Here is a 15,380-nt window from a genome sequence, read left to right as displayed (position 1 = left end):
GCGGCTCCAGGCCGATCGCCGGCGGGCGTCGGGCTCAGCGATCGCGCGGCGGATTCCCGGTCACGATTTCCGAGTAATCCCGCGTACGTGCGTCATAAGTTTTGAACGTCCACTCGAAGCCGGATCGCGCTGCCACGTAGCTCGGGCCGAGCGGGATCTTGCCGTCGCCGCCCGGCAGGTCGAGCACGTAGTGGGGCAGGCACAGGCCGCTGATGTGGCCGCGCAGGGCGGTCATCAGCTCGAGCCCGCGGTCGATGGTGGTCCGGAAGTGCGACAGGCCGCGGGTCGAGTCGCAGTGGTGGAGGTAGTAGGGGCGGATCCCGAGAGCGTAGACCAGCTCGCGGAACAGCGTCCGCAGGGCCTCTGCGTCGTCGTTGACGCCCTTCAGCAGGACGGTCTGGTTGAGCAGCATGAAGCCGGCCTCGCGCAGGGTGCGGGCGGCGGCGACGGTGGCCTCGGTGATCTCGCGGGCGTGGTTGAAGTGGGTGACCACGCAGACCATCAGGCGGCCCTTGAGCGCGGCCACCAGGCCCGGATTGACGCGCTCGGGCAGGACCACCGGGATCCGGGTGTGGAGGCGCAGCAGGCGGACGTGGCCGATGGCCTCGATCCGCCGCCGCAGCTCCTCCAGGCGCTCGTTGGCGAGGATCAGCGGGTCGCCGCCGGTGAGGATGACCTCGCGGATCTCGGGGTGCTCGGCGATGTAGGCCAGGGCCGGCTCGAGGGCGTCGATCGTGTAGGTCGCGGCGTCGTCGTCGGCCAGCGACTCCTTGCGGAAGCAGTGGCGGCAGTACACCGCGCACTGATAGGTCGGGTACAGCAGGACGCGGTCGGGGTAGCGGTGGGTCAGCCGTGCGACCGGGCTGTGGGCGGCGTCGCCGATCGGGTCCTCGCGCTCGCGCGGGTCGTGGACCAACTCCTCGGCGCTCGGGATGACCTGGCGGCGGATCGGGTCGCGCTCGTCGGCCCAGTCGATGAGCTCGAGGTAGCGGCGCGGCGCCTTGACGTTGAAGCTGGCGGCGGCCTCGGCGTCGCGGGCCCGGTCGGCGGGGGCGAGCGGCAGGCCGGCCAGATCGGCGGCCCGCCGCAGCTCCAGCCGCTTGCGAGGCGCGGGCGGGGCGGCCGCTGGCGAGCCGACGGAGGGCCCGGCGGCGACGGCGGTGGGAAGACCCGGTTCGCCGGGCGGGGCGGCGATGACTGCCAGACGACTCGATTCGCCGGCGGCGACGGCAAGACTCGGGGTCGTGGCCCTCGATGCTGCGAGCGGCAGGCGCGAATCGCCGGGGCTGGCGGTGACGGCAGGACTCGCGGTCGTGGGCCCCGGTGCTGCGAGCGGCAGGCTCGAATCGCCGGGGGTGACGGTGACGGCGTGACCGGACGCGCGGGGTCCCGGCCCCGGGCAGCGTGACGGGGTCGGTTCGCCTGGGTCCGGGCGCCCGGAATCGCTGCGCTGCGCCGCCTCCGCGTCGTCGTCCCGGTCGGCCACGATCGCGCGCAGGCTAGCCGCGGCGTCCGGGTGCGTCAACACGCGGGGGCGAGCTTTCGCTACCCTCGGCGGGTGCCTGTCGTCGAGCAGACGGTGTGGGACGGCGAGGTCGACGAGCAGCGCCGGATCGGCGTGATGCTCGACAGGATCTTCGTCGCCACCGCGGCGGCGATCGGCGCGGCGACCGTCTTCCAGGCGGCGAGCCAGGCGATCGATCCGCTGATGAGCCTCAACCTGGTGGTCATCGCGCTGTTCCTCGGCCTGCGCGTCGTGGTCCGCCGCGGCCACGTGCGGGCCGTCAGCGTCGGCCTGGTGGTGACGCTGTGGATCCTCGTGACGGTCGCGGTGTGGTTCGACGGCGGGCTCAAGAGCCCGTCGCTGGCGGCGTACCTGACGATCTTGATGCTGGCGGCGCTGCTGCTGCGCGGGGGCGCTGTGGGTCTATCTGGCGCTGTCGGCGGCGGCGGCGCTGGGGTTTGTGCTGGCCGAGAGCGCGGGGTGCTGCCGCCGCGGCAGTCGGTGGACACGCTGGTGCGGCCGTTCTTCGTCCACCTGATCCATTTGCTGGCGTCGGCGCTGTTCCTCTACATGGCGGTGGACAGCCTCGAGCGGGCGCGGGAGCGGGCGCGGCGCAATCAGGAGCGGGCGGCGACGCTGCTGTCCCAGCTCGAGCAGGAGAAGGAGCGCGCCGACGAGCTGCTGCACAACATCCTGCCCGAGCGGGTGGCCGAGCAGCTCAAGCAGAAGATGCACCCGATCGCGGAGCGCTTCGAGGCGGCGACGGTGCTGTTCGCCGACATCGCCGAGTTCACGCGCTTCGCGTCGGAGCGGCCGCCCGACGTGGTGGTCGAGCTGCTCAACGACATCTTCTCGCGCTTCGACGCGCTGGCCGGGGAGCGCGGGCTCGAGAAGATCAAGACGATCGGCGACGCCTACATGGTGGTGGCGGGGATCCCGACGCCGCGGGCGGATCACGCGGCGGCGATGGCCGAGATGGCGCTGGCGATGCGGGACGAGTTCGCGCGCTTCGTGGCCGCGCGCGAGCTCGCGCTCGGGGTGCGCATCGGGCTCCACTGCGGGCCGGTGGTCGCGGGCGTGATCGGCCGGCGGAAGTTCATTTACGACCTCTGGGGCGACACCGTGAACACCGCCAGCCGCATGGAGTCGCTCGGCCAGGTCGGCGAGATCCAGGTGTCCGAGGCGGTCGCCACGGCGCTGCAGGGCCGGTTCACGTGCCTTCCGCGGGGCAGCATCGCGGTCAAGGGCAAGGGCGAGCTGCAGGTGTTCTGGCTGCAGGGGCCGGTACAAAAGCCGGCAGTCGTGGGGTCTTGAGTCCTCACGTCGGTGGGGCAGGCGAAGGTGTGCATGGCGCTGCGCCGCGCCGGTGTACGCTGAGCCGGATGGACGAGGGGCTGCTGCGTTACCCCGACGTGCTCGCCTATCTCCGGCAGTTGGCCAGAGATCCGGCGTTCGGTCGGGTGCAGTACGTCACGGACCTCGGCGGCACGCTGCGCGCCGCGGTGATCGGGCGCGGCCGGGCGCGGCTGGCGATCGTCGAGGCGCTCGGCTTCGTGCCGCCGGAGTTCGACGTGGTGCTGGTGGTCGGCCCCGAGCGCTCGCTGGCGGCGGCGCTGGGGCGGATGCCGGCCCACCGCGCGCACGCGCTGGCGCTGCCGACCTCGCCGGCGCGGCTGCGGCGGGCCATCGACGAGGCGCTGCTGGCGGTCGAGGCCATCCTGCAGAGCCGCGTGGCCGATCAGCTGGTCGACGTCGGCCTCGCGCTCAACCGCGAGCGCGACCCACGGCGCGTCCTCGAGCTGATCGTCCGCCACGCGCGGGCGATCACCGGCGCCGACGCGGGCTCGATCTACGTGGTCGAGGACGACGGGGCGACGGTGCGCTTCCGCGTGGCCCACAACGACTCGGTGGCCGCCGACCTGCGCGACCACACCCTGCCGGTGTCCGACGCGTCGGTGGTCGGGGCGTGCGTCCTGAGCGGGCAGATCATCAACCTCGAGGACATGTACTCGGAGACAGGTCGCACCGCGCTCGGCCGCACGTTCGCCCACGACCGCTCGTTCGACGAGCGCTTCGGCTACCAGACGCGCTCGCTGCTGACGGTGCCGATGCGCGCGCCGGAGGGCCAGGTGATCGGCGCGGTGCAGCTGATCAACGCCAAGGACGGGCGCCACCCGCTGGCCTGGCCGGCCGACTTCGGCCGCCGCACCCGGCCGTTCTCGGCCGCCGACGAGCGGGTCTGCCTGGCGCTGGCGACCCAGGGCGCGGTCGCGCTCGAGAACGCCAACCTGTACGCGGAGGTGCAGGCGCTGTTCGAGGGCTTCGTGCGCGCGAGCGTGACCGCGATCGAGCAGCGCGACCCGACCACGAGCGGCCACAGCCAACGCGTGGCCGACCTGACGGTGGCGCTGGCGAAGGCGGTCGACCGCTCCGACGGGCCGCTGGCGGCGGTGAAGTTCACGGCCGACGACCTGCGCGAGATCGAGGTCGCGGGGCTCCTGCACGACTTCGGCAAGGTCGGGGTCCGCGAGCACGTGCTGGTCAAGGCGAAGAAGCTGTTCGACTGGGAGCTGACGCTGGTCGAGGAGCGCCTCGACCACCTGCGCACCGCGGCGCGGCTGCGGCTGGCCGAGCGCGAGCTGATAGCGATGCGCGACGGCTCGATCGACGTCGAGGCGGCGCGGCGGGCGTTCACGGCGGAGCTGCTGCAGATCGAGCGCTGGCGCGAGGTGGTGCGCCGCGCCAACGAGCCGGCGCTGCTGCCCGAGGCGGTCGAGGCCGAGATCCACGAGGTCGCGGCGGCCCGCAGCCACACGCCCGACAAGGTGCTGCGGATCCTCGACGACGCGCACCTGACGGCGCTGCGAGTGGCCCGCGGCAGCCTCACCGAGACGGAGCGCTCGGAGGTGCAGAACCACGTGCGCCACACGTTCGAGTTCCTGCGCCAGATCCCGTGGGGCCAGCGGCTGAGGCGGGTGCCCGAGATCGCCGGGATGCACCACGAATACATGGACGGCAGCGGCTATCCCCGCGGCGCCGCGGCCGCGGCGATCCCGATCCAGGCCCGGATGATGACGGTGGCCGACATCTTCGACGCCTTGACCGCCGCCGACCGCCCGTACAAAAAAGCGGTTCCCGTGCAAATGGCGCTCGACATCCTCCACGCCGAAGCCCGCTCCGGCAAGCTCGACCCAGTGGTGCTCGAGGTGTTCGTCGGCGCGCGAGTCTACGACCGCCTCGACCTGTCCGGAGGCCGCAAGTGAGCACGCGAGGGCGACATATTTCGAGAGGGTCGCGAGGCGACGCGGTGACCGGCGAGAGGCAAATCGACGCCAGCGCAATCGAAGACGCGAGCGACGCGGAGGCAGCCCGCGACGAGGCGGATGGCGACGAGGCGTTCGCGGACGAGGCGGAGGCCAGCTCCGGCGAGGAGGACGGCTCGGGCGAGGATGCCGACGGCTCCGACGACGAGGATGACGACGGCGACGACGAGGACGACGCGTTCGACGGAGCTGACGACCTCTCCGACGAGGAGGACATGTCCGAAGAAACAGACGACAGGTCGGACGATGGGGATGATGCCCTCGATGACGAGGCCGGCGCTTCCGATGAAGGGGACGGCGACGGCGAGGACGAGAACGACGGGTCCGACGAAGGGGACGATGACGCGTACGCGGACGATGCGTCCGACGACGAGGACGACGATGCGTACGCGGACGACGCGTCCGACGACGAGGACGACGATGCGGACGCGGACGGCGGTTCCGACGACGAGGTCGACGATGCGCACGCGGACGCCGATGCGGACGCGGATGGCGAGGTCGACGATGCGGACGCGGACGACGCGGACGACGATGACGGCGATGCGGACGCAGGAGACCTCTCCGACGACGAGGACATCGATGCGTACGGGGACGACGCGTCCGACGCCGAGGACATCGATACAGACGCGGATGACCTCGCCGACGAGGACGACGACGATGCGGACGCTGACGAGATCGACGATGCGGACGCGGACGACAGCTTCGACGACGAGACGGGCGTAGCCGCGGACGGCACTTCGGACGCGAGCGATGCTTCCGATGACGAGATTGACGCGGACGCCGACGGATCCCTCGAGGATGAGGACGGCGACGAGCCCGCGGACGACGAGGCGGAGTTCGCAGACGCGGACGACGGGCCCGGCGCTGACGAGCTCTCCGAGGCTGATGACGAGGAAGCCGAGGCCGACGCCGACGACGCAGAGGGCGAGCTGGACGCCGATGACATGTCCTCCGCGCCAGGTCGCGGCCGGATCCGCTTCACCGTCGCACCGCGGCGCAAGGTCCCGCGATGGTTCGTGCAGGCGCTGGCGCGGCGGGTGGCTCGCGCCGCGCGGCGGCTCGGGATCGGCGCCGACGCGGCGGTGACCTGCCACCTCGTCGACGACCCGGCGATCGCCCGGCTCAACGCCGAGCACATGGGCAAGGTCGGGCCGACCGACGTGCTGTCGTTCCCCGCCGGGCCGCTCGGGCCGGACGAGGCTTTCGGGGGGTCGCGGGCGACGTCGTGATCAGCGTCGACGCGATCCGGCGCCAGGCGCGGGCTCGCCTGGGGATCTCCAGCATGACCGAACGGACAGGTGTCAAGCGACAGGTCCTTTGGGGCCTGGTCATCGAGACCGGTCCGAAGGAGCCTGTCCTCCCGGACATGCTCGAAAATCCGCCGAGGCCGCGGCCGCGATCGACGAGGCCACCGTGCTCGCGGTCCACGGCCTGTGCCACCTGCTCGGCCACGACCACGGCGGGCGGGGCGAGGCGCGGGCGATGCACCGGGCCGAGCGCCGCGCGCTGCAGGCAGCAGACACCCCGGACGTGCCCCGGCCGTACGGCATCGACGCGCGCCGGGAACGGCGCGGGAGGCGGGTGCGGTGACGACACCGCGGCCGTACGGCATCGACGCGCGCCGGGAGCGGCGCGGGAGGAGGACGCGGTGACGACACCGGTGATCGTGGTTCACGGCGGGGCGGGCACGGTGGCCGAAGACCTGCGCGCGTCGGCGGTGACCGGCACGCGCGCGGCCGCGGCGGCGGGGCAGGCCGTGTTGCTGGCGGGCGGCAGCGCCGAGGCGGCAGTGATCGCGGCCGTGCGCACGCTCGAGGACGACCCGGGCTTCAACGCCGGTCGCGGCGCGTGCATGAACGCCGACGGCGTGTTCGAGGCCGACGCCGCGATCATGCGCTCGCGCGACCTGCGGTCGGGCGCGGTCGCGGGGGTCCGCGAGGTCCGCGACACCATCCTGCTGGCGGCGCTGGTGATGAACGAGACCCGCCACTGCCTGCTGGTCGGCGACAACGCGGCCCGCTTCGCGCGCGAGCGCGGGGTCGGTCATTTCGGCCGCGAGGAGGTGTGGACCGCCAAGGCCGAGGCCCACTTCGCTGCCGTGCGCGCCGGCCAGCAGCTCGACAACCGCGCGGACACCGTCGGCGCGGTCGCCCTCGACGCTCGCGGCGAGCTGTGCGCGGCCGGCTCGACCGGCGGGGTGCTCTACAAGTTGCCCGGTCGCGTGGGCGACACGCCGATGGTCGGCTCGGGCCTCTACGCCCACCCCGAGCTCGGCGCCTGCGCGACGACCGGCCTGGGCGAGGCCATCTTGACCCACGTGCTCGCCTACGCGGCGCTGCAGCGGGTCCGCGGAGCCGCCGGCGAGGCGGTCACGCCGCTGGCCGCGGGCCTGGTGCGCGAGGTGTCGTCGCGCTGGGACGGGGCCGCCGTCGGCTTGATCCTGCTCCGTCCGGACGGCACCGCCGCGGTCGTCCACGCCAGCGAGCACATGAGCTGGGCGATCGCGCGAGGCGACGCAGCGGTCGACGCCGGCCTGTCCGTCTGACCCGGGTCGCATGGCCCGCTGCGAGGAGGTCGGGCGCTGCGCAGGTCCGGTGACGCGGCTGAACTCGTGGACAGGCGCCGGCAGGTGAGCTGCCCCAGGGGCGGCCTGCAGCCGGCGGGCGCCGATCTGGGCACTGGACGCCGGGGCAGGGGCCCGCCTATAACCGGCGGGTGCTCCGCTGCGCGTTGATCGTCGCCCTGGCCGCACCGCCGGCCGCCGGTCCGAGCGCGTCCGGGGTCCCGTGGGGCCCGCTGCCGGGGCAGCCGGCGCCGCCGGCCGGCGACGCCAAGGGACAGGTCCCCGGGGACATGTCGCCGGAGACAGGTGCATCGGAGCAGGTCCCCAAGGACAGCTCCGCCGCGCCGCCCGGCGAAGCCCCCGCGCCGACCGTCGCGCCGATGGGCCCGAGCGGCCCGGCGCCGGTGGTGGTGCCGCCGCCCGAGCCGGGCGAGGCCACGCTGGAGCTGTCGGGCGCGGGGCAGGGCGGGCAGGTCATCGTGACCTCGCCGCGCGGCAAGCTGCTCGGGTCGTACGCCGTGGGGCCCGGCCAGACGATCCTGCTGCGCGGGGCCCCGGGCGAGTACGTGGTCCGCAGCCCGACTGCGCCGCACGGCCTGGTGGTGCCGGTGGTCGACCGCACGCACGTGCAGGTCGGGCCGACGGGGCTGGCGGTGGTGCGCGACGAGGGGCCGTCGCCGGGTCCGGTGGTGCGCATCGGCCGATCCACCGCCGCGCGCGACGGCAACTGGCGCCGCCCGGTCGCGCCGATCCTGTCGGCGCTGGTGCCCGGCCTCGGCCAGATGGTCAACCGCGAGTACGCGCGCGGGGCCGGCTTCCTGCTCGGGACCCTGTCTCTCGGGGCAGGTGCCCTCGGCCTCGCGCTCACGCGCGACCCGTCCGACGCGGCCACGCCCGGCGCCCACGGCCGCACCTTCGCCGCCGACGTCGTCGGCGCGGCCGGCCTCGGGCTTTTGACCGGCGGCCTGCACCTCCTCTACATGGCGCAGGTGATGGACGCCTACGCCGGCGCGATCGGCAAGCGCACGCCGAAGCCGCACACCCGCCACAAGGTGTCGCTCGAGCTGCGACGAATGGCCACTGTGGGCATGCGCGCCGGCGATCCGGCGGCCCAGCTGTACGCCGACTGGAACGTCGGCGTGCTGGGCCAGGTCGCGCCGCGCTTCAGCGTGGGCCTGACCGACCTCGGCCTCAAGTTCGGCCCCGGCCGGGCGGCCCTGCAGGGCGGGCCGCGGCTGCAGTACCGTGTGCTCGAGCGCGGGCGCGTGTGGCTGTCGCTGGCGGCCGGGGCGATCGTCCAGGGCGCGTTCGCCAGCGGCGGGCCGGCGGCCGTGCCCGAGGGCGAGAAGCCGCCGCGCACCGCGGCGGTCGCCGCCATCCCGTACGGCCAGCTCGACCTGCGGCTGTTCATCCTCGACCGCTGGTCGATCGACATCGTCCCGCGGATCAGCGCCCCGCTCGGCGCCGCCCGCTACTACCGCGGAGACGGCGCGATCCCCAAGCACGCGATCACGCTCGAGCTCGGCACCGGGATGGGGGTGTACTTCTGATGCTGGCCTTGAGGACCTGGCTCTCGGGACAGTGGCTTTCAGGACATGTCCGCACGGTCATGTCGGCCGCGCTCGCGGCCAGCCTGGTCGGCTGCGTGTTCGGCTACCGCAGCGAGGCCGAGGTCGAGGCGACCTGGCCGCTCACCGACGTGCAGGCGGTGCGGGTGTCCCTGCCGGACACGCCGCTGACGGTGGTCGGCGACCCGATGGCCACCGGCCTCGAGCTGCGCGGCGAGTGGCGGGCCGCCGGCGGCAGCGAGAAGGTGGCGAAGGCCAACGCGCGCACGCCGCGGCTCGTGTTCGACGTGACCGGCGGGTTCGCGCGGCTCGGCGCGGTGGTGCCGCTGGCGGTCGACGACCAGGTCGACCTCGAGGTCGAGGAGATCCGGCTGCCGCCCACGCTCGACCTCGAGCTGCAGACGGGGCTCGGCGACGTCGACGTCGTCGGCGTGGTCGGCAACATCGGCGTCGACGTCGACATCGGCGACGTCGATATCGACGGCGGGGACGGCGGGGTCGCGGTGCGCACCGGCGACGGCCGGGTGCGCGTCGAGTCGGCCGGTAACATGGACCTCCGCACCCGCCACGGCACCGTCGAGGTGTGGCAGGCGGGCGCGGGCGGCAACGACGTGGTGGTCCGCGCCAGCGGCGACGTGCGCGTGTGGCTGCGCTCCGACGCCGACCTCGACCTCGACCTCAAGGGCGAACAGATCCGCGTCCAGACCGGCACCGTGTCGACGATCACCAGCGGCTCGTTCCGCCGCGCGGTCGGCGGCGGGCACGTGAAGATCTGGCTCGACGCCGGAGCGGGTCACGTCGAGGTCCGCCTCGGCGAGCCCGAGATGCCGTGAGGCGCCGCGAGGCGAGCGTCGGCGCGGTGATTCCGCAGGGCCCCGCACGAACGGGCAGGGCGGGCGAGCACGTCCTGGCGGCGAGGCTGCGTGAACCGCTCCCGGGCCCGCCTGGGCGGCCGCCGGCCGGGGGCGACGGCGGCGCAGCGTGACGCGTCGCCGGGCCCGGTGCGCTCAGGCTTGCGAGCAGGCCGGCGCCCGTGCTAAACGCTTCGCCGCTCCTCGCGCCAGAGTGGCGAAATCGGTAGACGCGGCGGACTCAAAATCCGTTGAGGTAGCCCCTCGTGTCGGTTCGAGTCCGACCTCTGGCACTCTCGCGGGCTTCGTGCCAAAACGATCCCGTGCCCATCGATGTCGTGCGACCGCCGGCTGAACGGTCCCCTGCTGGGTTGGCCGGCCTCTCGCGTCATCTGCTGTGCGCGGTGCCGCAGCTCGTCGATCCCAACTTCGTGCGCTCGGTGGTCCTCATCATCGACCACTCGGACAAGGGCGCGTTCGGCCTGGTGATCAACCACCGGCTGCCGACGACGATCGCCGAGTTCGCCGACGCGGTGACCCTGCGCTGGGAGGGGCCGGCCGATCAGGGGTTGCGCCTCGGCGGTCCGGTCGAGCCGGTGCGCGCGTTCCTCCTCCACGATCAGTCGCAGTGGGACCCGCTCGCCGAGGACGTCGCGCCCGGAGCGTTCCTCACCGCCTCGCTCGAGGGCGTGCGCCGCGTCAGCGACAACCGCTTCGGCGGGGCAGGCCGCAACTACCTGGTGTTCCTCGGCTACGCCGGCTGGGGCCCGGGCCAGCTCGAGTCGGAGATGGCCCAGGGCAGCTGGCTGGCGGTGCCCCTGCGCGAGCCCGCCAGTGACGCCCCCGGGGTCCCGGTGCCGTGGCTGTTCGACACCGCGCCCGAGGTCATGTGGCACGACGCGCTCACGACCATGGGCATCGACCCGGCGCGGCTGATCGGCGCAAGCGTCGGCTCGGGCCGCGCCCCGCAGGCGTGAGCAGGGGTACCCTCGCATGACATGTCTCGCAGGGCATGTCGATGGGTGCATGTCTGTTTGTTCATGTCAGAACAGACATGCTCATGAAGACATGTCCTTTCGAGCAGGGTCCCGTATGGGCAGCCCACACGCTCAGCGGTCGTGCAGGCGGGTGCCGAGCGGGCGGCGGTCCTCGTCGCGCAGGCCGACGAGCACGCTGTCGCCGGCCTCGGCGAGGGCGAGCTCGCCGTAGCGGGCCGCCTCGAGCGTGCGGCCCTCGCCTTCGGGGAACAGGAACGTCTCGGCGCCGAGGCTCACCTCGCTGCCGCGCTTGTGGTAGCGCAGGCGCAGCTCGCCGGGGGCCAGCGGGCGGCCGTCGTCGACGCGGACGAACTGGGCCACGCCGTCGAGGTCGCGGGTGACGATCAGCACCCCGCGCGGCGCCATGCTTTCGACGTCGTGCAGCTCCCGCACCAGCGCGTAGCGCAGCTCCATGTAGTCGCCCTGCATCAGCGAGCGCGGGTCGACCGGCGCGAGCCGCAGCAGCACCGTCTCGCCGGAGGCCAGCACCTGCTCCTTCTGCACCACGACGTAGCCGGGGATCGCCAGGCCCAGGCCGAGCGCCAGCGACAGCCAGCGCAGGTCGCCGATCCGCGCCGCCAGCGGGCGCGCCCGGCCCTCGCGCGGGCGGTCGGCGGTGCGGCGTAGCAGCCCCGCCAGCAGCAGGAACAGCGCGCCGTGGCTGACCGCCACGATCGACTTGTTCAGCAGCGTCGAGCCGTGCTCGTAGTACCAGAAGAACAGGAAGCTGCCGATCGCGGTCAGGCCGAGCAGGCGCAGGTTCAGGCTGGCGCGCAGCTGCCCGAGCAGCAGCAGCGTCAGTCCGGCGCTGAGGCCCGGGGTGTCGAGGCCGAGCAGGGCCGTCAGCCAGATGCCGGCATAAGCGGCTCGCTGGGCCCCGCCGCGCAGCTCCGGCCGCTCGCGCCCCGCCTGCACGATCAGCCAGGTCGACAGCGCCGCCCAGCCGGCCGACAGCAACATCGCGTCGGCCGCCCACGCCCCGAGGAACATCGGCAGCGCGTCCGCGTCGCCGCCATCGTGGCGGCCGCCGGACCCGATCGTGATCGGGGCCCACACCGCCAGCGGCAGCGCGTAGGCCAGCGGCTGCCACAGCCGCCCGAGCCGGGCCGTCAGCGGCGCCTGCAGCACCCACAGGGCGCAGATACATGCCCCGAAGAACAGGGCCAAAAGACCATGTCCGAACGCCTCGACGCGCACCTCGGCCGCCAGCACCAGCAGCGCTCCGGCGCCGACCAGGACCGAGACCACGCCGATGGCGAGGTCGCGCACCAGCCACACCGTCAGCGCCTGGAGCAGGAGCGTCGCCACGCACAGGCTCTCGTCGTCGCCGATGACCTCGCCCAGGCTGGCGAGGATCAGCACCTGGCCGCCGATGGTGGCGATCCAGCGCAGCTGCAGCTCGAGCAAGGTGGCCGAGCCGCGCGCGAGCACGGCCGCCAGGCCGAGGCCGGCCGCGCCGAGCGCGAGGCCGAGCGGCACGACCTCCGTGATGTCCATCTGCACGAGGAAGATCGCCAGGAGCAGCGCCCCGAGCCACACCGACACCGAGGCGCCGGCCTGCTGCAGCCGCAGGCCCTCGCCCGTGAGCCCGGCCAGCGCGTCGCGGGTCCGCTGCCCCAGCGGGGTGGCCGCGTCGAGCGCGGCGCGGTCGACCAGGCCCTCGTCGGCCAGCTGCTCGAGCAGCGCTCGCGTGCTCACGACGCGTCCTCCTCGCGCTGCCGGCGGGCCCGGAACCACTCGCCGCCGGCGTAACCCTGCGCGCTGAGCAGCAGGCCCATGATGAGGAGCCCGCCGATCTCGGCGTCGAGCACGTCGAACACCAGTTTGCCCTCCGCGACCGTGAGCAGGCCGAACAGCTGCGCCACCGCCAGGCGCTCGAGGCCGAAGTCACCCTGCTGCCGGCCGATCCTCAGCATCACCAGCGGCAGGCCCAGCGCCAGCAGCAGCGCCACCACATGTCCGAAGGGCCAGCCCTCCAGCACGATCGCCGCCGCCCCGTGGGCGAAGGCGATGCACCAGCCGAGGGTCAGCGCGACCAGGCCGATCGCGTCCCCCGGGCCCCGGCGCACCCGGCGGTCCAGCGCCAGCGCGGACAGGGCGGCGGCGCCGGCGAGGCTGGCCCAAAGACCCGGTGACTCGAACGGGTGGCTGCCGAGCGCCTGACCGATCCACAAGTAGTTCGTCACCACCCCCAGCAGCAGCGCCGTGATCCACGCGCCGGCGAAGCGGGTCGCCAGCGCGTAGCCGGCCAGCACCACCGACCAGGCGAGGAACAGCTCGAACGCGTCGGCGCCGGTCTGGTAGACCTGGCCGACCAGGGCCAGCATCGGCCCGAACAGCAGCCCGCCGGCCAGCGCCGCGGCCCGCCCGCTGAGCTTGTCGAGGCCGATCCAGCCGCCCGCCAGGGTGGCGGCGGCCATCGCCGCGGCGGCCAGGCCGATCCGCGCCTGCGGGGTGAACACGTCCCAGTTGGCGGCCACGAAGAAGATCGCGCCGGCGACCACCAGCACCGTGCCGAGGATGATCAGGTGGAAGCGCGCGAACCCGTACCACGCGTCGGCGGTGGGCTTGCGGCCGATCAGCTCGAGCGAGCGCTCGAGGGCCGCGGGGTCGAGCACGCCGGCCGCTGCGAGCGCGTGCAGGCGAACTGCGAGCGGCGGGCCGGCGAGCGGGTCAGTCACGCCGGCGACACTAGCACGGCGATCCGCGGGCCGCGACGGCCGCTCGCCCGGCCTGGGGCTCGGGAGCGGGGCGCGGAGGACGGCGTCACACCGGACGGGGACGGCCTCACAATCCGGGGAATAGATCGGCGGCTGCGGAGTCGCGCGAGCATGACCTGGCGCAAGAGACATGTCGTCTCGCTGGCCCCCGCGCGCGGAGGTCTGGCGCCCTCGCGCTCGCGCGCGAGCCGACGCGAACCCGTGCGCGCCGGCGGACGTCGGGCTCGGCTATCGTCGCCGCATGCGACCCGCGAAGATCGCGACCTTGTGGACCGCGCTGGCGCTCGTCGGGTGCGGCGGCGAGAAGGGCGAGACCCTCGCCACCGACACCGGCACGAGCGAGGCCTCCTCGACCACCGCGTCCTCCGGCGCGAGCGAGACGAGCACCTCGTCGGCCGATCCGACCGGGGCCCCGACGACCACCGCGACCTCGACCAGCGCGACCGCGACGAGCACCGATCCCGGCACGACCGCGACCACCGACGTGCCCGACACCGGCGATCCGGGCGTCCCGAGCTGCGGCAACCCGATGCACTTCGCCTTCGGCAAGGAGCCGACCACGCTGATCTACGTGGCGACGAGCGGCGCCGACGGGCCCGACTGCGGCGCCAAGGACAGCCCGTGCCAGACCGTCGAGGCCGCGGCCGCGAAGGCGACCCCGGGCACCGGCATCCGCCTGCTCGGCGAGACCTTCGGCCCCGACATCTTCGTCAGCGACCTCGCGGGCACCGCCGACGCGCCGATCTGGATCGGCGGCGAGTTCGGCCAGTTCCCGACCATCGCCGGCGGCGGCGAGGGCCTGCACCTGTCGCGCGTCCGGCACGTGGTCATCCACGACCTCGCGATCATGGACGCGACCGCCAACGGCATCAACGTCGACGACGGCGGCGCGGTCGACGATCCGGAGGCCACCCGCTTCGTCGCGTTCGAGCGCCTCTTCATCCACGACATCGGCGAGGGCGGCAACCAGGACTGCCTCAAGCTCTCGGGCGTCAACGACTTCTGGGTCCTCGACAGTCAGTTCGAGCGCTGCGGCGCCGGCGGCAGCGCCATCGATCACGTCGGCTGTCACCGCGGGCTCGTCCTCGGCAACCTGTTCGCCGACAACGGCGGCAACGCGGTGCAGACCAAGGGCGGCAGCGAGGACATCGAGATCCGCGGCAACACCATGCTCGACTGCGGCCAGCGGGCGGTGAACATGGGCGGCTCGACCGGCTTCGAGTTCTTCCGCCCGCCGCTGACGCAGGACGGCGACAACGCCGAGGCCCGCAACATCCGGGTGGTCTCCAACCTGATCCAGGGCGGGGAGACGCCGCTGGCGTTCGTCGGCTGCGTCGACTGCCTGGCGGCCCACAACACGATCATCCGCCCGCAGCACTGGCTCTTGCGGATCTTGCAAGAGACGGTGACCGATCAGCAGTTCACGTTCGCGCCGGCGAGCAACGGGCGGTTCGTCAACAACCTGGTGGTGTTCGACCGCGCCGACATCTCGACGTACGTCAACATCGGCGGCGACACTGCGCCCGAGACGTTCACCTTCACGACCAACCTCTGGTACGCCGCCGACGCGCCCGATCAGTCGAGCCCGGCGGGCGACCTGCCGGTCCCCGAGACCGGGGCGATCGCGGGCGAGGACCCGCTGCTCATCGACCTCACCGACAACTTCTATCCCACCCCCGCCAGCCCGGCGGTCGGCTCGGGCACGCCGCTGCCCGAGGTCGCGGCCGACCGCAACTACGGCTGCTGGAACGACCCCCCGAGCCGCGGCGCCTACGAGCTGATCCGGTGACGGGGCAGGGTGGACGCCGATCTGT

The 15,380-nt window shown here is 73.4% G+C and carries 12 protein-coding genes and 1 tRNA gene; 10 read left to right on the top strand and 3 right to left on the bottom strand.

Annotated elements, in window-relative coordinates:
• Nucleotides 1–34: 34 nt before the first annotated feature.
• A complete protein-coding gene (locus OV079_RS11950; RefSeq protein ID WP_267768357.1) occupies nucleotides 35–1,528 on the bottom strand; it encodes a KamA family radical SAM protein in 1,494 nt (497 codons plus the stop codon).
• A 30-nt stretch (nucleotides 1,529–1,558) separates the two neighbouring features.
• Between OV079_RS11950 and OV079_RS55785 the strand changes: the two genes are divergently transcribed.
• From OV079_RS55785 to OV079_RS11905, 9 genes are all read left to right on the top strand, one after another.
• Nucleotides 1,559–2,818: an adenylate/guanylate cyclase domain-containing protein gene (locus tag OV079_RS55785; protein ID WP_267768355.1), complete on the top strand. Its 1,260-nt coding sequence runs from the start codon at nucleotides 1,559–1,561 to the stop codon at nucleotides 2,816–2,818.
• 68 nt (nucleotides 2,819–2,886) lie between these two features.
• A complete protein-coding gene (locus OV079_RS11940) occupies nucleotides 2,887–4,767 on the top strand; it encodes an HD family phosphohydrolase (protein ID WP_267768354.1) in 1,881 nt (626 codons plus the stop codon).
• A 44-nt stretch (nucleotides 4,768–4,811) separates the two neighbouring features.
• Nucleotides 4,812–6,056 carry an rRNA maturation RNAse YbeY gene (locus OV079_RS55780; RefSeq protein WP_267768352.1) on the top strand — a complete coding sequence of 415 codons (1,245 nt, stop codon included), beginning with the start codon at nucleotides 4,812–4,814 and terminating at the stop codon, nucleotides 6,054–6,056.
• A gap of 88 nt (nucleotides 6,057–6,144) precedes the next feature.
• Entirely contained in the window at nucleotides 6,145–6,417 is a 273-nt protein-coding gene (locus tag OV079_RS11930; protein ID WP_267768349.1) for an rRNA maturation RNAse YbeY, read from the top strand.
• A 58-nt stretch (nucleotides 6,418–6,475) separates the two neighbouring features.
• Nucleotides 6,476–7,372 (top strand): isoaspartyl peptidase/L-asparaginase, encoded by an 897-nt coding sequence (locus OV079_RS11925; RefSeq protein WP_267768347.1) that lies wholly within the window; start codon nucleotides 6,476–6,478, stop codon nucleotides 7,370–7,372.
• 170 nt (nucleotides 7,373–7,542) lie between these two features.
• Nucleotides 7,543–8,940 carry a hypothetical protein gene (locus OV079_RS11920; RefSeq protein ID WP_267768345.1) on the top strand — a complete coding sequence of 466 codons (1,398 nt, stop codon included), beginning with the start codon at nucleotides 7,543–7,545 and terminating at the stop codon, nucleotides 8,938–8,940.
• 8 nt (nucleotides 8,941–8,948) lie between these two features.
• Nucleotides 8,949–9,791 (top strand): DUF4097 family beta strand repeat-containing protein, encoded by an 843-nt coding sequence (locus tag OV079_RS11915; protein WP_267768342.1) that lies wholly within the window; start codon nucleotides 8,949–8,951, stop codon nucleotides 9,789–9,791.
• Between the two features lie 226 nt (nucleotides 9,792–10,017).
• Nucleotides 10,018–10,102, top strand: a tRNA-Leu gene (locus tag OV079_RS11910).
• Nucleotides 10,103–10,132: 30 nt separating this feature from the next.
• Nucleotides 10,133–10,786, top strand: coding sequence for a YqgE/AlgH family protein (locus tag OV079_RS11905; protein WP_267768341.1), 654 nt, complete (start codon nucleotides 10,133–10,135; stop codon nucleotides 10,784–10,786).
• Between the two features lie 132 nt (nucleotides 10,787–10,918).
• Here OV079_RS11905 and OV079_RS11900 read toward each other — a convergent pair whose 3' ends face one another.
• Both OV079_RS11900 and OV079_RS11895 read right to left on the bottom strand, forming a co-directional pair.
• Entirely contained in the window at nucleotides 10,919–12,544 is a 1,626-nt protein-coding gene (locus OV079_RS11900; RefSeq protein ID WP_267768339.1) for a GDYXXLXY domain-containing protein, read from the bottom strand.
• Nucleotides 12,541–13,527, bottom strand: coding sequence for a DUF2157 domain-containing protein (locus tag OV079_RS11895; protein WP_267768337.1), 987 nt, complete (start codon nucleotides 13,525–13,527; stop codon nucleotides 12,541–12,543). Before OV079_RS11895 ends, OV079_RS11900 begins: the two co-directional genes overlap by 4 nt.
• Before the next feature lie 280 nt (nucleotides 13,528–13,807).
• On the opposite strand from OV079_RS11895, the gene OV079_RS11890 reads away from it, so the two are divergent.
• Nucleotides 13,808–15,355 carry a right-handed parallel beta-helix repeat-containing protein gene (locus tag OV079_RS11890; protein ID WP_267768335.1) on the top strand — a complete coding sequence of 516 codons (1,548 nt, stop codon included), beginning with the start codon at nucleotides 13,808–13,810 and terminating at the stop codon, nucleotides 15,353–15,355.
• Nucleotides 15,356–15,380 lie beyond the last annotated feature (25 nt).

The sequence above is a fragment of the Nannocystis pusilla genome, assembly GCF_026626665.1.
Classification (GTDB): Bacteria; Myxococcota_A; Polyangia; order Nannocystales; family Nannocystaceae; genus Nannocystis; species Nannocystis pusilla.
The sequence above is the reverse complement of the archived record's forward strand: the minus strand, read 5'-3'. Positions and strand labels throughout refer to the sequence as shown.